The organism is Escherichia sp. XD33, from assembly GCF_019375075.1.
Taxonomy (GTDB): domain Bacteria; phylum Pseudomonadota; class Gammaproteobacteria; order Enterobacterales; family Enterobacteriaceae; genus Enterobacter; species Enterobacter flexneri_A.
In genome coordinates, this window is sequence record NZ_JAENDM010000051.1 from 1 (window position 1) to 17,004 (window position 17,004).

The following is a 17,004-nucleotide window of genomic DNA, read 5'->3' on the forward strand; positions in this document are numbered from 1 at the left end:
GCCGCGCCTTCTGGATATGTTGAAAGCCCCGTTGTAAGGATTTACGACCAGTTAAACAAGCCGACTAAAGCAGATTTGGGTCTTTCTAATGCTATGCTTACAGGCGCTTTCGGTCTTGGAGGTAGCGGGATATCAACAACCGGCAAGATGAGCGATGTAGAGATCTTAAAAGCTCTGCGTGACAAAGGTGGTCATTTCTGGCGCGGTGATAAGCCGACCGGAAGCACGGCGACCATTTATAGCCACGGTTCTGGTATATTCTCGCGGTGCGGCGATACGTGGTCAGCGATCAATATCGACTACTCAAGCGGGAATGTTAAGGTATACGCTGGAAATGATAGAGGTCTTGACGGCGGGACTTTTAAAGTTAATCAGCTATACGGCTCGGCAAACAAGCCGTCGAAATCGGATGTTGGACTTGGCAACGTAACTAATGATGCGCAGGTGAAAAAATCCGGCGATATTATGTCTGGCGACCTGGCGGTCTATAAAGATACTCCGTCACTATTCCTTAGGGCAAAAGATGGAGCAGGTGCTGCCGCTGTGCGGTTTTATACTGGCACTAACCAAGAGCGCGGCATAATCTATGCTGGTCCTAACACTGATTCGCTTGGCGAAGTTCGCATTAGGGCTAAAAACGCAAAAGGTGAAACAAACGGTGATCTTATTGTTCGCCACGACGGGGTGGTTGAGGTTCAGAATCTCACAGCGGCTAAAAAAGTCAAAAGCGTAACCGCAGAATTTGCAAACACAAGCACTAGCTCCGATGATACCACGGTAAATATCAAAGGATCACAGCATACGCCTTTGGTTTTAACGCGCAATAACACAATTAAAAATTTATCCATTGGATTTAAGGTTGATGGCGTTGACCAAAAATATCTCGGCATATACGGTGACGGTGATTTGTATTTTGGTAGTTATTCTGACCACACAAAAAACAGTAGAGTAATTACACAAGCAAAACTAGATAGCTGGTTAACGGTAGGCGGTAAAACAACCTTTTCTGACCTTGCTACATTCAACGCAGGTATATCTGGAGCAATTGAACCTGAAAGCATTTCTGCAGTGACTGTTGATCTTAATAATCTGACCATAAAAGGCACAGATAAAGGATCAGTTAAATACTATCAATGCAGAACTGCCGGAGGTGGTGCAAATATTACCAATAAGCCTGACGGCGTAGGCGGCAACTTTTTGCTTCGTGTAGAGTCAATTCGTAAGGTTAGTGATTCAGATTATATAAACATGCAAACGCTGATTAGCGGCGACAAAGGACGCGTGCATGTTCGTTTTGTTACTAATGGTAATTGGACAGCATGGCGTGAGGTAGTTGTTTCAGGATGGAATCAGGATGTAACAGTTAAGTCATTAACCACAACCGACCCGGTAAAATCCGGCGGCGGGCGCGTTGATGTGCTGGGTAGTGCGAACGATTATGACAGTATGGATTGTACCGTGCGCGGTGTTGATAGCACCGGAACTAATTTATCGTGGTCTGTTGGTACGTCAGCAAGCACAGGGAAAATGTTGTGCCTGAAAAACCACAGAACCAATTCACAAGTGCAGATAAGTGGCGATAGTGGCGCTATTAGTCTGCAAACAGGTATTACAAACAAGAAGCTAACCCTCACAGAAGAAGGAGTTAGCTCAAACGTTGACTTTATCCTCAAACCACGTGAGGATGGCCCCCGTCTTATTATAAAAAACTCAAACACTTCGGCGCAGTCGTGGAGTGTTACGGTGTGGGGTAAAAGCGGAAGGGAAAGCATTTTTGAGGTTGGTAACAGCAACGGTTACATGTTTTACGCACAAGAAACATCATCGGGTAGCAAAATATTTGAAGTTAACGGTAATATTTCGTGTAAGACGCTAACCCAAATATCTGATCAAAGCCTTAAAGACAACATTAAGGTTATAGGTGACGCTACCGAATCAATCCGTAAAATGAATGGGTACACCTACACGTTTAAGGGCGAACGCCTGCCTTATGCTGGCATTATTGCACAAGAAGTAATGGATGCACTGCCTGAAGCGATAGTGTTTACCACTCGTTACGGTAAAGAGCTACAGGGGCCAACAACTGACGGCGAAGTGTTACGCGAAGAGATGAAATGCCTTAGCGTTGACTATGCTGCGGTGACGGGTTTACTTGTTCAGGTCGCCCGTGAAACAGATGATCGCGTTACCGCGCTGGAAGAGGAAAACACAACGCTACGTGAAAATCTGGCAACAGCAGACACCCGGATCAGCACTCTGGAAAATCAGGTAAGCGAACTGGTTGCACTTGTCCGGCAGTTAACAGGAAGCGAACATTGATATCCTTCAAGCTCTGAAGGAGGCTGTTCCCGGTACGTTCAGACTGTTGTTGAGCTGGAAATCGCAACGGAGGAAGAGAAAGCGTTACTGGCCGCATGGAAAAAGTATCGGGTGTTGCTGAACCGTGTTGATACATCAACTGCACCGGATATTGAGTGGCCTGCAACCCCTGTTATGGAATAATCGTTCCTGTTGTAGCCATAGTCACGTCATATACAAGAACTTGCTGGCCTAAGAAGAGTTCGTGCTGATTTTGAATATAAAATCAGCATTACAACGCCCGAAAGACCCGGGCTAAAAAATTTTCAGGACATTATCGGCAGGTGACACTCTGGTGGTCTGGAAACTGGGCCGACTGAGGCGCAGTATGCGGCATCTTGTCGTGCTGGTGGAGGAGTTGCGCGAACGAGGCATCAACTTTCGTAGTCTGACGGATTCAATTGATACCAGTACCCCAATGGGGCGTTTTTTCTTTCATGTGATGGGGGCCCTGGCTGAAATGGAACGAGAACTGATTGTTGAACGAACAAAAGCTGGACTGGAAGCTGCTCGCGTACAGGGACGAATTGGTGGACGTCGTCCCAAACTTACACCAGAACAATGGGCACAAGCCGGACGATTAATTGCATCAGGAGTTCCGCGCCAGAAAGTTGCGATTATCTATGATGTTGGCGTATCGACTTTGTATCAGAGGTTTCCGGCAGGAGATAAATAAAGACACAGCTCGTCGAATTCAAGAACGTGTGAGCCAATCTCATGATGATTCATTATTTTCACATAGAGTCAATGACAAAAAACGGCTGCAAGGTAAACCACAACGATGGCTTTGTTAATTGATAGCGGTTTTGGTACTAAATGATACAAATTAAAATGAATATCCTAGTGAATTACAACAATTTCAGGAGGAAATAGTATGCCAAGAAAAACGCTAGAAAATTTGGTAAATGTTGCACGTCAGACTCAGGAAATAGCGGATAAGAGAAGCCGTTTTTTCGGGGATCTTGAACAGCATGGCTTGAAGAGGAATGAGGATAGCGCTCACCTTTTTGCTATGCATTTACGGTTGCAACACAATGAAAGAGATAATCTTGTCCATGAACTGATGTCCGGATTACATCATAAATAGTGCATCATTCGAGCAAGAATATTATAAGACAATAAACCAGCCAAAAACTGGCTGGTTGAACGTTAACTTTTTGAATTTAATCAATTAACTTTGGTGTATGTCTTGGTAAGTCTCATCCGTCAGAGCCAATTTCATGCAAATATCATCGTTAAGACTGACAATATCTTCGATCAGTTTATTGATCTCGAAATCGTTAAGTTTTGATACTGTTGCTTGAACTCGCCCCTCATCGCCAGTGGCATCAAACTTAGTCAGTTCCTTACATAATTCATCGAACCTGCTTTGTAAGGCATTTGGAATATCATCGGCTGTTTTAAGATGCCCAAGGCTAAAAACATACGAATTAATCAAGCGTTCTTGAATACTTCCATGGCCTGCAAGAGTAAGTACTGCCGTATGAAATTTTTCATGTGCATACTTTAAGGACATATCTGGTCTCCGTGACTTATAACCTCAACCTACATAAATGGGGTTAAGTGATTATTCTGAAACAATAGTGTTGAACTGACCTATAGAAACAGCACCCTTTTCAATTACCTCTAAGTAACTGATTTTAATATGAGAGTTGTTTGACAAAGCGTCAACAATAGCTGTCAACTCATCTTGGGTGATAACATCAGCTGAAGCTTTGATTGTGAAGCATTCGTCATTAGAGACCCTAACAACGTTAATATTAATATCCTGATTTGTTGGCCCTGTTCTGGTTACACCTTTGATGGAAAATATATCAGTTCGTTCTTTACGTTCTCTATCTACAGATTGTCGGCTGTTGTAGGTATTTAGGTCTTGTCGTGTTAGTTTCTCATTTCCTAAAGTCACGGTTTCGACAGTAGGATCAGCAGCTAATTGCTTCACTAAAGCACTTTTACCTGCTTGTCCGTGACTAGTAACTTTATCGCTAATCGCTGATTTCCCATAGATTTTATAATCTAATGTTGCTTCTATGGCTTTGTTTATGCCATCGGATGTGGTTTTCGCAATTTCAACCTGCCGATCAGTTGCATGTCTTTCTGTTACGGCATTTTCTGAAATGTAGTGATAACCACATGTGCTGGCCGCGCCAACCATTGTGATTATAACAAGCATTTTCTGCCAGCCGTTCAGTCCAGACATAGTATCTCGCAAAAAATCAGTTACTGCGTTGATGATCTTGTCAGTGGTGCCTTCCGCATCACTAGAACCTTCGCTAATTTTAAAATTTATATCAAGTCGTTGCTTGTCTTCATTAGTCAAGCGTTGAAGATTCTGCGATCCGTATCGTATGGTTGCAAACGCCCGCTGTATCTCCTCGTTGAGCATTGACATACCAAACAACATTGCTGATGTAATTGATGAATGATACCGCTCTCCTTTAACATTTATGTCTAAGGATGGCCAGCCTGCAAACTTTACGTTAGGGAAAATAAACTCTTTAGAATCAAGCCCCTCTCGGGCTTTCATTTCTTCCAGAAAGTTTAGAAAATCATCTTCACTACGGATCAGAAAATCAATCGAATCCACAGTAGCTTCCATATGAATATCCTTATTAAATTCTCATTCGGTTACTGTTTATTGTTGACTGATCAATAAAAAAGCCCGCAATTTGCGGGCTTCTTTCACACTTGAGAGCCGCGGCTCCTTTGCGTATCCTTTTTTGTCTCCTCACCGTCTGGTCGGTGTCCTGCTGAGACTGCTAACTTCCTGTTTCTGTTGGTGTTGTCCTTACACCGTCCAATCATGATTGGTGGAGCTGGCGGGAGTTGAACCCGCGTCCGAAATTCCTACATCCTCGGTACTACATGCTTAGTCAGTCTTTACATTCGCTTGCCAGCTGCGGACGGACACGCCACTAACAAACTAGCCTGATTAAGTTTTAACGCTTCAACCCCAGGCAGGGCTTCCACGCGATCTCTTTTGGGTTTGACCTCTCTTGATCCCCGTCCTAAGAGCGGAGGCTAGGGAGAGAGGGCTCTAAGCAGGTTATTAAGCTGCTAAAGCGTAGTTTTCGTCGTTTGCGACTATTTTTTGCGGCTTTTTACGAGGCCAACCGCCCCTCGGCATGCACCTTGGGTTTCGCAAATCCCGTCGAATCCAGAATCAGCCCCAATGTGTAAAGGTAAGTATACCAGATTTATGAGCGCCATGACCAGCCTCAATGGCGTTATCGTTAAAGATTTAGCACCCATGTAGCCTGATTTTTATTCGATTAAGCAATGGGATGGCAACATTTGTGTCGGATGTGATAGCCAATAAGATGTTCATTCGCGCCGCCGGAGAGGGAGGCGCGGTGAGGAACTGGTCAATAATTGGAGTGCAGGTTTAACGGTGGGCGTTTTTCATGATACGTGCTTTATCCACCTGCCATTCGCGCTCTTTGATATCTGAACGTTTATCGTGCTGTTTCTTACCTTTGGCGACGCCGATTTTCACTTTGCACCAGGCATTTTTCCAGTACAGGGAGAGCGCCACTACGGTATAGCCTTCTCGATTGACGCGACCGTACAATGAGTCCAGTTCGCGCTGGTTGAGAAGTAACTTGCGGGTACGGGTAGGATCGCACACCACATGCGTGGAGGCCACGGCCATTGGCGTGATGTTAGCGCCAAACAGAAATGCCTCTCCGTCACGCAGAAGGACGTAGCTGTCGCTGATATTGGCTTTTCCTGCGCGCAGGGATTTAACTTCCCAGCCTTGCAGGGCAAGTCCCGCTTCGAACTCTTCTTCGATAAAGTATTCGTGACGGGCGCGCTTGTTAAGCGCGATGGTCGCTGAACCAGGTTTATGTGCTTTTTTCTTCGTCATAAGCGTCGTGAATCATCGGTAATCTGAAATCGAAAACACCCCATATCAATCCTGCGGGGGACAAGGCTCTATCTTAGCATGAACCCGATGTTACCCAGCGCCGGGATAGCGTTTTTTTTACAGCAGGATAAATGATATTATTTGTTGGATTTTTGTTGATGGAAATTGTTATGCCTCAGATTAGCCGGACCGCACTGGTACCCTACAGCGCGGAGCAAATGTATCAGTTAGTGAATGACGTTCAGTCTTATCCTCAGTTTTTGCCGGGTTGTACCGGAAGTCGGATTCTGGAGTCCACTCCTGGGCAGATGACTGCGGCGGTAGATGTCTCTAAGGCTGGGATCAGCAAAACGTTTACTACCCGCAACCAGTTGACCAGTAACCAAAGTATTCTTATGAATCTGGTGGATGGGCCGTTCAAGAAATTGATTGGTGGATGGAAGTTTACGCCGCTGAGCCAGGAGGCGTGTCGTATCGAGTTTCATCTCGACTTTGAGTTTACCAATAAGTTGATTGAACTCGCCTTTGGTCGCGTGTTTAAAGAGCTGGCGGCTAATATGGTCCAGGCTTTTACGGTTCGTGCGAAAGAGGTTTACAGTGCCAGGTAAAATTGCCGTTGAGGTGGCTTATGCGCTACCTGAGAAGCAGTACCTGCAGCGAGTGACGCTGCAGGAGGGCGCGACGGTTGAAGAAGCTATTCGCGCCAGTGGCTTGCTGGAATTGCGTACCGATATCGATTTAACTAAAAACAAAGTCGGCATTTACAGCCGTCCGGCAAAACTAAGCGATAGTGTGCATGATGGCGATCGGGTGGAGATTTATCGCCCTCTCATTGCCGATCCGAAAGAGCTTCGCAGGCAACGAGCAGAAAAATCAGCGAATAAATAACAGACAGAAAAAAGGTGCTCATTGAGCACCTTTTTTAACGTCTTTGAGAGCAACTTTATTATTAGTTACCACTCAGCGCAGGTTTGTTATCAATATTGGTCAACACACCGCTACTGTTAAAGGTCAGCGTCAGCGTTTGCTGAGTTACACCTTCATGACCTGGTTGCTGGCGGAAGACATAGAACCAGGTATTCGTACCAAATGGATCGGACATCAGCGGTGTACCCAATGCGTACGCAACTTGTTGTTGCGTCATGCCAACACGTATTTTGGATACGTCGTTAGCGGTCAGATAGTTCCCCTGGTTGATGTCAGGACGGTAAACCACTCGCTCCAGAGTGGAACAGCCTGCGGTCAACATCAATAGTACTGCTGCTGCAGCAGTCAGCGTTTTACAGCGCATAGTGATTTGATTCCTTTTCGGGCCCGAGCAGTACGTGGCTCATCTGTAATATGCCGATGATAATAGACCTTTCATCACTTTAAAACCTTTTGCTTTCCGGTCTTACGGCGTTTTGCTGTTTACTCTGACCGTGAAGCAGGAAAAAAGTTTACGCTGCAAGCAGTTCTTTCGCATTCGCCAGTGTATTACGTGTGACTTCACTGCCACCAAGCAGGCGCGCCAGCTCTTGTAACCGCGCTTTTTTATTCAGGGATTGCATATGCGTTTCTGTCATCGCACCATCGGTTTCTTTGCTGACAAAATAGTGTTGATGACCACATCCCGCGACTTGTGGCAGGTGGGTAACACACATCACCTGAGTTGATTCGCCGAGTTGACGCAGCAGTTTGCCGACAACTGCCGCTGTTGGACCGCTAATCCCTACATCCACTTCATCAAAAATCAGTGCCGGGGTTTCCATTTTACGCGCCGTGATGACCTGGATTGCCAGTGCGATGCGGGACAATTCACCACCGGATGCGACTTTGGCAATAGGCTGCATTGGCTGACCTGGGTTGGTGGTTACCCGAAACTCAATACGATCGGCACCGTCAGCGCCCAGGTGATGCTCGTCAAATTTAACATCGATCGTAAACTGCCCATGCGGCATTGAGAGCGCATGCATACTGTCGGTGATCAGCTGTGCAAGTTCTTCTGCATATTGCTGGCGTTGTTGGTGTAATGCGCGCGCGATTTCCAGTGCCTGCTGATGATGTTTCGTTACCGCCAGCGCAAGCGTTTCTTGTGAGTCGGCCTGATCGTCCAGTTGCTGCTGTTCTTCCAGTAGCGACTGGTAATACTGTGGCAATGCCTCAGGGCTGACGTGATGTTTACGTGCCAGCGAAATCTGTTTTGAGATGCGCTGTTCAAGTTCAAATAGTCGGTTGGGATCGAGATCCAGACGATCGCAGTAGTGGCGCAGTTCATCGCTGGCTTCAGCAATCTGGATGGTAGCTTCTTCCAGCATATCAAGTACGCCGGACAGTTTGCTGTCCATGCCAATCAATTCGCTCACCAGTTGTTTAGCCGTGTAAAGCTGACTTTGCAGGTTTGCGTCTTCACCGTCGGCCATTAATGCCAATGCATTCTGGCTGGTGGTCAGCAATTGACCGCTGTTCGCCAGACGTTTGTACTCTTCGTCGATTTGTTCAAACTCTCCGGGCTGCGGATTAAATTCGTTAAGTTCTTTTAATTGGTATTGCAGCAGTTCCGCACGGGCGGCGCGTTCCTGACTTAACTGTTGATGATGCGCGAGGTCACGGCAGCTTTGATGCCACAACTGATAACGTGCGGTCATTTCCTGCAGTAGAGAGGTTTCATTGGCATAGCCATCAAGCAGGAATTTTTGGTGCTCAGGTTTGGTGAGTAATTGATGAGCGTGCTGACCATGGATCTGAATCAGCAACTGACCCAGTTCGCGCAGTTGTGACAGAGGAACAGCTGTACCGTTGATGAAACCACGGGAGCGACCATCGCTGCTGATCACGCGACGAAGCAAACATTCATGCCCGTCTTCAAGCTGGTTTTCTTCCAGCCAGCGCAGAGCCGCTGGCGTATCTTTCAGAGAAAAACGGGCGCACAGGTCAGCGCGAGCAGCGCCGGTACGCACCATGTCGGCTTCAGCGCGACCACCGAGACAAAGACCGAGGGCATCTATTGCAATAGATTTACCCGCGCCGGTCTCGCCAGTTATTACGGTCATGCCGCTATGAAAATCAATCTCAAGCTCACGAACGATAGCAAAGTTGCTGATGGTCAGTTGTGCCAACATAGTCGTTTTCCTGTATGAAAAACCATTACTGTTATTGTGTACAGTATAAACTGGTTTTATATACAGTAAAGAGGCTGGCGTAAAATTAGAATAATTTTTTTGACCAGCCGAGCTTGGTGCTTAATGTGTTGAAATAACTGTAATCTTTCGGATGAATCAGATTCAGATGGTAATCACAGCGACGAATCAGGACATCTTCACCTTCCTGAATCGGCAGTGCTATCTGGCTGTCGCAACTGATTTCCAGGTCGTTACGGCGATGCGAAAAACGCAGACGGATCGTGCTGCTGCTGTTTATGACCAGTGGTCGTGCTGACAACGTATGCGGGAACATGGGCACCAGGGTAATCGCATCCAGAGAGGGGGTCAGAATAGGACCGCCTGCAGAGAGGGAATAGGCGGTGGAGCCTGTTGGCGTCGAAATAATTAGTCCATCAGATCGCTGAGAAAACGCAAAGATCTCGTCGATATACACTTCGAACTCAATCATATGCGCCACTTTGCCTGGATGAAGCACCACTTCATTTATCGCGGTGCTGATGCGTTTCTGGCAATCTTGCTGACAGACTTGCGCTTCCAGCAAAAAACGTTTCTCGCTGATGTAGTGGCCTTCCAGCACATCGGCTAACTGTTGCTGGGCGTTATCGGGGTCAAGGTCAGTCAGGAAACCCAGGTTGCCACGGTTGATTCCAATAACTTTAATATCGTAACGGGCGAGTGTGCGTGCCGCGCCCAGCATATTACCGTCGCCACCAACGACTACCGCGAGATCAGCTAGTTGCCCAATCTCCGCGAGCGTGCCAGTTTTCACATTCTTCAGTTGCAGTTCGTGAGCGATTTGTTGCTCAACGATGACCTCGTAACCTTTTGTGCACAGCCAGCGGTAGAGCATTTCATGTGTTGTCAGTGCAGTGGGGTGCCGTGGGTGTCCCACAATGCCAATACACTTGAAATGATTATTCATTTTTCCGAGGTCCTTGTTGCGAAGATTGATGACAATGTGAGTGCTTCCCTTGAAACCCTGAAACTGATCCCCATAATAAGCGAAGTTAGCGAGATGAATGCGAAAAAAACGCGGAGAAATTCATGAGTAGTAAAGAACAGAAAACGCCTGAGGGGCAAGCCCCGGAAGAAATTATCATGGATCAGCACGAAGAGATTGAGGCAGTTGAGCCAGAAGCTTCTGCTGAGCAGGTGGATCCGCGCGATGAAAAAATTGCGAATCTCGAAGCTCAGCTGGCTGAAGCCCAGACCCGTGAACGTGACGGCATTTTGCGTGTAAAAGCCGAAATGGAAAACCTGCGTCGTCGTACTGAACTGGATATTGAAAAAGCCCACAAATTCGCGCTGGAGAAATTCATCAACGAATTGCTGCCGGTGATTGATAGCCTGGATCGTGCGCTGGAAGTGGCTGATAAAGCTAACCCGGATATGTCTGCGATGGTTGAAGGCATTGAGCTGACGCTGAAGTCGATGCTGGATGTTGTGCGTAAGTTTGGCGTTGAAGTGATCGCCGAAACTAACGTCCCACTGGACCCGAATGTGCATCAGGCCATCGCAATGGTGGAATCTGATGACGTTGCGCCAGGTAACGTACTGGGCATTATGCAGAAGGGTTATACGCTGAATGGTCGTACGATTCGTGCGGCGATGGTTACTGTAGCGAAAGCAAAAGCTTAATTTCTGCTTTCGTAATAATTCACGGCCCTGCATGCGAATGCCGGGCCGTTTTCGTTACTCCGCCACACTCTCGCGCAGCGGTTTCACAGGAAAAACTTTTACCTGCTTAATCATATTGTCCTGTACGTCGAGAATATCGATATCGTACTCGCCAATACGCACGCGGGTGCCTGCGACAGGGATCTCTTCCAGTGCCTCAAGAATGACGCCATTAACCGTGCGGGCATCATCTTCCGGTAGATGCCAGTTAAAGGCTTTGTTGATTTCCCGCACGTTGGCGGTGCCATCGATAATCACCGAACCGTCGTTTTGCGGCGTGACCTCTTCGGCAAGTGTTGGCGACATCGACGTAGTGAAATCGCCGACAATCTCTTCCAGAATATCTTCAACCGTCACCAGCCCCTGAATGTCTCCATACTCGTTGACGACCAGGCCGACTTTCTTTTTGTTGCGCTGAAACTTTACCAACTGCGTGCTGAGCGGCGTACCTTCCGGCACAAAATAGATCTCGTCCGCGGCGCGCAGCATGGTTTCTTTGGTGAACTCTTTTTTCTCCGACATCAACCGCCAGGCTTCACGTACTCGCAGCATACTGATGGCGTCGTCCAGCGAATCACGGTAGAGCACGATGCGCCCGTGAGGTGAGTGGGAGAGTTGGCGCAGAATCGATTTCCAGTCATCGTTGATATCAATACCGATAATTTCACTGCGCGGCACCATGATGTCATCAACGGTCATTTTTTCCAGATCGAGCACCGACAGCAGCATATCCTGATTGCGACGGGAAATTTGTGAGCGTGATTCGTGCACGATAGTGCGCAACTCTTCTTTGCTCAAAGAGCCGCTAACCACGATATCGGTTTTGATACCCATCATGCGCATCAGCATACGGGTGATAGCATTCAGCAACCAGACCAGCGGCATCATCAAAATTTGCAGCGGAGCCAGCAGAAAACTACTCGGATAAGCGACTTTTTCCGGGTACAGCGCGGCAATGGTTTTCGGCAATACCTCAGCAAATACCAGTACGACAAAAGTCAGCACACCAGTCGCAATTGCCACGCCCGCATCGCCGTACAAACGCATCCCAACAATAGTGCCGAGCGCGGAGGCAAGAATATTGACCAGGTTATTGCCGATTAACACCAGGCTTATCAGGCGGTCTGGCTTACGCAGCAATTTTTCGACGCGTTTGGCCGAGCGATTACCCTGTTTCGCCATATGTCGCAGACGATAGCGGTTGAGGGTCATCATTCCGGTTTCGGACCCGGAAAAATAGGCTGAAATGACCACCATGATGATCAGAATAATGATCAACGTAGTAGTAGAAATGTGTTCCAGGGGAAACTCCTTTTCTGGGTTTAGCTGATTAACTGCTGGACAATTCGGCTGCCGAAGTAGGCCAGTGTCAGAATTACCGCGCCCGCAACGTTAAACCAGACGACGCGGCGTCCACGCCATCCTTCATGATAATGTCCCCACAGCAGCACAATATAGACAAACCACGCCACGATAGAGAGCACAGCCTTGTCGATATTTTCCATGCTAAATAAGTTGTGCATGTAGAACAGGCCAGTGCAAAGCGTGAGCGTTAGCAGCACCACGCCAATCTGCGTGATGTGGAACATTTTACGCTCGATACTCATCAATGGCGGCATTTCCTGGTTAAACGCCAGCTTCTTGTTCTTCAGTTGGTAATCAATCCACGCCAGTTGCAGCGCGTACAGGGCGGCGATAATTAGCGTGGCATAGGAAAAGAGCGATAAGCCAATGTGCACCAGCATCCCAGGCGTAGCTTCCAGATGGGTGATGTATTCATTGGGCATGAAGGTTGCCAGCGCCAGGTTGATAAGCGCAAAGGCATAGACAATGGGTAGCAGCAGCCAGCCACGATTGCGAGAAGCCACAATGGTCATTACCGTACAGATCATCAAACTGACCAATGAACCAACGTTCAGCAGGCTGAGGTTTTGTCCGCTATCACCGTCGGGCAGGATGCGGGCTTCCAGAGCGATTGCGTGGCAGACCAGCGCAATGACCGCAGAAATAATAGCCATGCGCCGCCAGCCGCCGTTTTTTTGCAGCAGACCGGGAACAATCAGCGCAAGACTGACGGAGTAGGCGACAAGCGCGAGCAGAGCAAAAACGGGCATAGTGATGTCGACAGTTTGAGCAATAAGAAAGAGAAGCAGTATAGCGTCAGGTGAACGCTGCTCCAACCGTTGCATAACAACAAAGACGCCTTCATGTTATACTGCGGCAAAATACTGATGATGTGTCGCGATTGCGGCCAACCGTTTCCACCCCAGGCGAGAGACAATGTTTGATAATTTAACCGATCGTTTGTCGCGCACGCTGCGCAATATCAGTGGCCGTGGACGCCTCACTGAAGACAACGTAAAAGATACGCTGCGCGAAGTGCGCATGGCGCTGCTGGAGGCGGACGTAGCTCTGCCGGTAGTGCGTGAGTTTATCAATCGCGTAAAAGAGAAAGCGGTTGGTCATGAAGTTAATAAGAGCCTGACGCCGGGGCAGGAGTTCGTCAAAATAGTCCGTAACGAACTGGTTGCGGCGATGGGCGAAGAGAACCAGACCCTGAACCTGGCTGCGCAACCGCCTGCGGTCGTACTGATGGCGGGCCTGCAAGGTGCCGGTAAAACAACCAGCGTTGGTAAACTCGGTAAGTTCCTGCGCGAGAAGCACAAGAAGAAAGTGCTGGTGGTTTCTGCCGACGTTTATCGCCCGGCGGCAATCAAACAGCTTGAGACGCTGGCAGAGCAGGTGGGCGTTGATTTCTTCCCTTCTGATGTTGGTCAGAAGCCGGTAGATATCGTTAACGCGGCGCTGAAAGAAGCCAAACTGAAATTCTACGACGTGCTGCTGGTGGATACCGCTGGTCGTCTGCACGTTGACGAAGCGATGATGGACGAGATCAAACAAGTCCATGCGTCGATTAACCCGGTTGAAACCCTGTTTGTGGTTGACGCCATGACCGGTCAGGATGCGGCCAATACGGCAAAAGCATTCAATGAAGCGTTACCGCTTACCGGCGTAGTGTTGACCAAAGTGGACGGCGATGCCCGCGGCGGTGCGGCGCTCTCTATTCGTCACATCACTGGCAAACCGATCAAGTTCCTCGGTGTTGGCGAGAAAACTGAGGCGCTGGAGCCGTTCCATCCGGACCGCATCGCGTCGCGTATTCTCGGCATGGGCGACGTACTGTCGCTGATCGAAGATATCGAAAGCAAAGTTGACCGCGCGCAGGCAGAGAAATTAGCCAGCAAGCTGAAAAAAGGTGACGGCTTCGATCTCAACGACTTTCTTGAGCAGCTGCGCCAGATGAAAAATATGGGCGGCATGGCTAGTCTGATGGGCAAGCTGCCGGGCATGGGGCAGATCCCGGATAACGTCAAGTCACAGATGGACGATAAAGTGCTGGTGCGTATGGAAGCCATCATCAACTCGATGACGATGAAAGAGCGCGCTAAGCCAGAAATCATCAAAGGTTCGCGTAAACGCCGTATTGCTGCCGGTTGCGGTATGCAGGTGCAGGACGTTAACCGTCTTCTGAAACAGTTCGACGACATGCAGCGCATGATGAAGAAAATGAAGAAGGGCGGAATGGCGAAGATGATGAGAAGCATGAAGGGTATGATGCCCCCAGGCTTCCCTGGTCGCTAATCGGCCTGGCTTGTTTGCCATTTTGGCACCGGGATGTGCTCGTCATCCTCACGTACTGCGTGTACGCTCCGGTGACTGCGCGCACTCCGGCACCAAACTGGCTGCACCGCCGACGGCCTTTTACAGCAGAGTTAGCAACTGTTGATTGCAATTCCCGCAAAAATGAGTAAAATTTTGGGCTTTTAATATGACACCGGACTCCGTTCCTCGATGGGGTCCGGTTGTTTTATTCACACAAGAGGATGTTATGGTAACTATTCGTTTAGCACGTCACGGCGCTAAAAAGCGTCCGTTCTACCAGGTTGTTGTCGCTGACAGCCGTAATGCACGCAACGGTCGCTTCATCGAGCGCGTTGGTTTCTTCAACCCAATCGCTAGCGAAAAAGAAGAAGGCACTCGCCTGGATCTGGATCGCATCGCTCACTGGGTTGGCCAGGGCGCAACTATTTCTGATCGCGTTGCTGCGCTGATCAAAGAAGTAAACAAAGCAGCTTAATCTGTCACGGTGGTCATGATGAGCAAACAACTCACCGCGCAAGCACCTGTTGATCCCATCGTTTTGGGAAAAATGGGTTCGTCTTACGGTATTCGTGGGTGGCTCAGAGTGTTTTCTTCCACCGAAGACGCCGAAAGCATTTTTGACTATCAGCCCTGGTTTATCCAGAAGGCGGGTCAGTGGCAGCAAGTCCAGCTGGAAAGCTGGAAGCACCACAATCAGGACATGATCATCAAGCTGAAAGGCGTTGACGATCGTGATGCGGCGAACCTGCTGACGAATTGTGAAATTGTCGTGGATTCATCGCAGCTGCCTCAGCTTGAAGAGGGGGACTACTACTGGAAAGACCTGATGGGCTGCCAGGTAGTAACCACTGAAGGCTACGATCTCGGTAAAGTCGTCGATATGATGGAAACCGGATCTAATGACGTTCTCGTCATTAAGGCAAACCTGAAAGATGCGTTTGGTATCAAGGAACGTCTCGTACCGTTCCTCGATGGGCAGGTTATCAAGAAAGTCGATCTCACTACTCGTTCAATCGAAGTAGATTGGGATCCTGGTTTTTAAACCACCGGATAAACGGTAAAAGACGGCGCTATGTGGATTGGCATAATTAGCCTGTTTCCTGAAATGTTCCGCGCAATTACCGATTACGGGGTAACTGGCCGGGCAGTTAAAAATGGCCTGCTGAGCATCCAGAGCTGGAGTCCTCGCGACTTCACGCATGACCGGCACCGTACCGTGGACGATCGTCCTTACGGCGGCGGACCGGGGATGTTAATGATGGTGCAACCCTTGCGGGACGCCATTCATGCAGCAAAAGCCGCGGCGGGTGAAGGCGCAAAGGTGATTTATCTGTCACCACAGGGACGCAAGCTTGATCAAGCGGGCGTCAGCGAACTGGCAACGAATCAAAAATTGATTCTGGTGTGCGGTCGCTACGAAGGTATAGATGAGCGCGTGATCCAAACCGAAATTGACGAAGAATGGTCAATCGGCGATTACGTTCTCAGTGGTGGTGAGTTACCAGCAATGACGCTGATTGACTCCGTTTCCCGGTTTATTCCGGGAGTACTGGGACATGAAGCCTCGGCAACGGAAGATTCCTTTGCTGAAGGATTGCTGGATTGCCCGCACTATACGCGGCCTGAGGTGTTAGAAGGGATGGAAGTTCCGCCAGTGTTACTGTCGGGCAACCATGCCGAGATACGTCGCTGGCGTTTGAAACAGTCGCTGGGCCGTACCTGGCTTAGAAGACCTGAACTTCTGGAAAACCTGGCTCTGACTGAAGAGCAAGCAAGGTTGCTGGCGGAGTTCAAAACGGAACACGCACAACAGCAACATAAACATGATGGGATGGCGTAAGCCCCCGAGATATCAGTTTACCCAGGATAAGAGATTAAATTATGAGCAACATTATTAAGCAACTTGAACAAGAGCAGATGAAGCAGGACGTACCTTCCTTCCGTCCGGGTGATACCGTGGAAGTGAAAGTATGGGTTGTTGAAGGTTCCAAAAAACGTCTGCAGGCATTCGAGGGCGTGGTTATCGCTATTCGTAACCGCGGTCTGCACTCTGCATTCACTGTTCGTAAAATTTCCAACGGCGAAGGCGTTGAGCGTGTCTTCCAGACTCACTCTCCGGTAGTTGACAGCATTTCTGTCAAACGTCGTGGTGCTGTTCGTAAAGCTAAACTGTACTACCTGCGTGAGCGTACTGGTAAGGCTGCTCGTATCAAAGAGCGTCTTAACTAAGATTTCGCTTAAGCGACATCCTGTTAAGAAGGGCTGGCCAATTGGCTGGCCCTTTTTTATCTGTTT

Annotated in this window: 18 protein-coding genes, 1 other RNA gene and 2 pseudogenes; 12 read left to right on the forward strand and 9 right to left on the reverse strand. The window is 48.6% G+C overall.

Annotation, left to right across the window (positions count from 1 at the left end; translation table 11 throughout):
- The 4 genes and pseudogenes from K0778_RS20690 to K0778_RS20705 all read left to right on the forward strand — a co-directional run.
- Positions 1-2,319 (forward strand): pyocin knob domain-containing S74 family peptidase (locus K0778_RS20690; RefSeq protein WP_250666410.1); only part of this gene is annotated, 2,319 nt, incomplete at its 5' end.
- A gap of 48 nt (positions 2,320-2,367) precedes the next feature.
- A pseudogene (locus tag K0778_RS20695) lies at positions 2,368-2,502 on the forward strand (tail fiber assembly protein); the annotation flags it as partial.
- Between the two features lie 69 nt (positions 2,503-2,571).
- A pseudogene (locus tag K0778_RS20700) lies at positions 2,572-3,034 on the forward strand (recombinase family protein); the annotation flags it as partial.
- A gap of 198 nt (positions 3,035-3,232) precedes the next feature.
- Positions 3,233-3,445 (forward strand): hypothetical protein, encoded by a 213-nt coding sequence (locus K0778_RS20705; RefSeq protein WP_021530619.1) that lies wholly within the window; start codon positions 3,233-3,235, stop codon positions 3,443-3,445.
- Between the two features lie 84 nt (positions 3,446-3,529).
- On the opposite strand, the gene K0778_RS20710 is transcribed toward K0778_RS20705, so the two are convergent.
- The 4 genes from K0778_RS20710 to smpB all read right to left on the reverse strand — a co-directional run bounded on the left by K0778_RS20710 (position 3,530) and on the right by smpB (position 6,226).
- On the reverse strand, positions 3,530-3,874 hold the full coding sequence (locus tag K0778_RS20710) for a hypothetical protein (protein ID WP_000054185.1): 345 nt from the start codon (positions 3,872-3,874) through the stop codon (positions 3,530-3,532).
- Between the two features lie 51 nt (positions 3,875-3,925).
- The gene (locus tag K0778_RS20715; protein ID WP_021530618.1) at positions 3,926-4,957 is read right to left on the reverse strand and encodes a hypothetical protein; all 1,032 of its coding nucleotides are present in this window, start codon (positions 4,955-4,957) and stop codon (positions 3,926-3,928) included.
- 209 nt (positions 4,958-5,166) lie between these two features.
- Positions 5,167-5,529: a transfer-messenger RNA gene (ssrA, locus tag K0778_RS20720) on the reverse strand.
- A gap of 214 nt (positions 5,530-5,743) precedes the next feature.
- Positions 5,744-6,226, reverse strand: coding sequence for an SsrA-binding protein SmpB (gene smpB, locus K0778_RS20725; RefSeq protein ID WP_000162574.1), 483 nt, complete (start codon positions 6,224-6,226; stop codon positions 5,744-5,746).
- Between the two features lie 170 nt (positions 6,227-6,396).
- Here smpB and ratA point away from each other — a divergent pair, with 170 nt between their 5' ends.
- Entirely contained in the window at positions 6,397-6,834 is a 438-nt protein-coding gene (ratA, locus tag K0778_RS20730; RefSeq protein ID WP_001300750.1) for a type II toxin-antitoxin system toxin RatA, read from the forward strand.
- The gene (locus K0778_RS20735; protein ID WP_001117838.1) at positions 6,824-7,114 is read left to right on the forward strand and encodes an RnfH family protein; all 291 of its coding nucleotides are present in this window, start codon (positions 6,824-6,826) and stop codon (positions 7,112-7,114) included. The genes ratA and K0778_RS20735 overlap by 11 nt, the downstream gene beginning before the upstream one ends.
- Before the next feature lie 61 nt (positions 7,115-7,175).
- Here K0778_RS20735 and bamE read toward each other — a convergent pair whose 3' ends face one another.
- The 3 genes from bamE to nadK all read right to left on the reverse strand — a co-directional run bounded on the left by bamE (position 7,176) and on the right by nadK (position 10,291).
- Positions 7,176-7,517: an outer membrane protein assembly factor BamE gene (gene bamE / locus K0778_RS20740; RefSeq protein ID WP_001203437.1), complete on the reverse strand. Its 342-nt coding sequence runs from the start codon at positions 7,515-7,517 to the stop codon at positions 7,176-7,178.
- Positions 7,518-7,665: 148 nt separating this feature from the next.
- Complete coding sequence (gene recN / locus K0778_RS20745; RefSeq protein WP_000880910.1) at positions 7,666-9,327, reverse strand: DNA repair protein RecN; 1,662 nt, start codon at positions 9,325-9,327, stop codon at positions 7,666-7,668.
- An 85-nt stretch (positions 9,328-9,412) separates the two neighbouring features.
- A complete protein-coding gene (gene nadK / locus K0778_RS20750; RefSeq protein ID WP_001059169.1) occupies positions 9,413-10,291 on the reverse strand; it encodes an NAD(+) kinase in 879 nt (292 codons plus the stop codon).
- 122 nt (positions 10,292-10,413) lie between these two features.
- Here nadK and grpE point away from each other — a divergent pair, with 122 nt between their 5' ends.
- On the forward strand, positions 10,414-11,007 hold the full coding sequence (grpE, locus tag K0778_RS20755; protein ID WP_001296310.1) for a nucleotide exchange factor GrpE: 594 nt from the start codon (positions 10,414-10,416) through the stop codon (positions 11,005-11,007).
- A gap of 54 nt (positions 11,008-11,061) precedes the next feature.
- Here the strand turns inward: grpE and K0778_RS20760 are convergent, their stop codons facing one another.
- Both K0778_RS20760 and K0778_RS20765 read right to left on the reverse strand, forming a co-directional pair.
- The gene (locus K0778_RS20760; RefSeq protein WP_010723175.1) at positions 11,062-12,348 is read right to left on the reverse strand and encodes an HlyC/CorC family transporter; all 1,287 of its coding nucleotides are present in this window, start codon (positions 12,346-12,348) and stop codon (positions 11,062-11,064) included.
- A 20-nt stretch (positions 12,349-12,368) separates the two neighbouring features.
- Positions 12,369-13,160 (reverse strand): inner membrane protein YpjD, encoded by a 792-nt coding sequence (locus tag K0778_RS20765; RefSeq protein WP_001338897.1) that lies wholly within the window; start codon positions 13,158-13,160, stop codon positions 12,369-12,371.
- A gap of 166 nt (positions 13,161-13,326) precedes the next feature.
- Between K0778_RS20765 and ffh the strand changes: the two genes are divergently transcribed.
- The 5 genes from ffh (at position 13,327) to rplS (ending at position 16,938) form a co-directional block, all read left to right on the forward strand.
- Positions 13,327-14,688, forward strand: a complete 1,362-nt coding sequence (gene ffh / locus K0778_RS20770) for a signal recognition particle protein (RefSeq protein WP_000460035.1) — start codon at positions 13,327-13,329, stop codon at positions 14,686-14,688.
- A gap of 247 nt (positions 14,689-14,935) precedes the next feature.
- A complete protein-coding gene (rpsP, locus tag K0778_RS20775) occupies positions 14,936-15,184 on the forward strand; it encodes a 30S ribosomal protein S16 (RefSeq protein WP_000256450.1) in 249 nt (82 codons plus the stop codon).
- Between the two features lie 18 nt (positions 15,185-15,202).
- Entirely contained in the window at positions 15,203-15,751 is a 549-nt protein-coding gene (gene rimM / locus K0778_RS20780) for a ribosome maturation factor RimM (protein ID WP_000043335.1), read from the forward strand.
- A 30-nt stretch (positions 15,752-15,781) separates the two neighbouring features.
- Positions 15,782-16,549, forward strand: a complete 768-nt coding sequence (trmD, locus tag K0778_RS20785) for a tRNA (guanosine(37)-N1)-methyltransferase TrmD (protein WP_000264777.1) — start codon at positions 15,782-15,784, stop codon at positions 16,547-16,549.
- 41 nt (positions 16,550-16,590) lie between these two features.
- Positions 16,591-16,938: a 50S ribosomal protein L19 gene (rplS, locus tag K0778_RS20790; RefSeq protein WP_000065253.1), complete on the forward strand. Its 348-nt coding sequence runs from the start codon at positions 16,591-16,593 to the stop codon at positions 16,936-16,938.
- Positions 16,939-17,004: the final 66 nt, after the last annotated feature.

Bases quoted from the DNA above. Each gene is read 5' to 3' on its own strand.
- K0778_RS20705 (WP_021530619.1), top strand. From the start codon at position 3,233: ATGCCAAGAAAAACGCTAGAAAATTTGGTAAATGTTGCACGTCAGACT.
- K0778_RS20710 (WP_000054185.1), bottom strand. From the start codon at position 3,874: ATGTCCTTAAAGTATGCACATGAAAAATTTCATACGGCAGTACTTACT.
- K0778_RS20715 (WP_021530618.1), bottom strand. From the start codon at position 4,957: ATGGAAGCTACTGTGGATTCGATTGATTTTCTGATCCGTAGTGAAGAT.
- smpB (WP_000162574.1), bottom strand. From the start codon at position 6,226: ATGACGAAGAAAAAAGCACATAAACCTGGTTCAGCGACCATCGCGCTT.
- ratA (WP_001300750.1), top strand. From the start codon at position 6,397: ATGCCTCAGATTAGCCGGACCGCACTGGTACCCTACAGCGCGGAGCAA.
- bamE (WP_001203437.1), bottom strand. From the start codon at position 7,517: ATGCGCTGTAAAACGCTGACTGCTGCAGCAGCAGTACTATTGATGTTG.
- recN (WP_000880910.1), bottom strand. From the start codon at position 9,327: ATGTTGGCACAACTGACCATCAGCAACTTTGCTATCGTTCGTGAGCTT.
- nadK (WP_001059169.1), bottom strand. From the start codon at position 10,291: ATGAATAATCATTTCAAGTGTATTGGCATTGTGGGACACCCACGGCAC.
- grpE (WP_001296310.1), top strand. From the start codon at position 10,414: ATGAGTAGTAAAGAACAGAAAACGCCTGAGGGGCAAGCCCCGGAAGAA.
- K0778_RS20765 (WP_001338897.1), bottom strand. From the start codon at position 13,160: ATGCCCGTTTTTGCTCTGCTCGCGCTTGTCGCCTACTCCGTCAGTCTT.
- ffh (WP_000460035.1), top strand. From the start codon at position 13,327: ATGTTTGATAATTTAACCGATCGTTTGTCGCGCACGCTGCGCAATATC.
- rpsP (WP_000256450.1), top strand. From the start codon at position 14,936: ATGGTAACTATTCGTTTAGCACGTCACGGCGCTAAAAAGCGTCCGTTC.
- rimM (WP_000043335.1), top strand. From the start codon at position 15,203: ATGAGCAAACAACTCACCGCGCAAGCACCTGTTGATCCCATCGTTTTG.
- trmD (WP_000264777.1), top strand. From the start codon at position 15,782: ATGTGGATTGGCATAATTAGCCTGTTTCCTGAAATGTTCCGCGCAATT.
- rplS (WP_000065253.1), top strand. From the start codon at position 16,591: ATGAGCAACATTATTAAGCAACTTGAACAAGAGCAGATGAAGCAGGAC.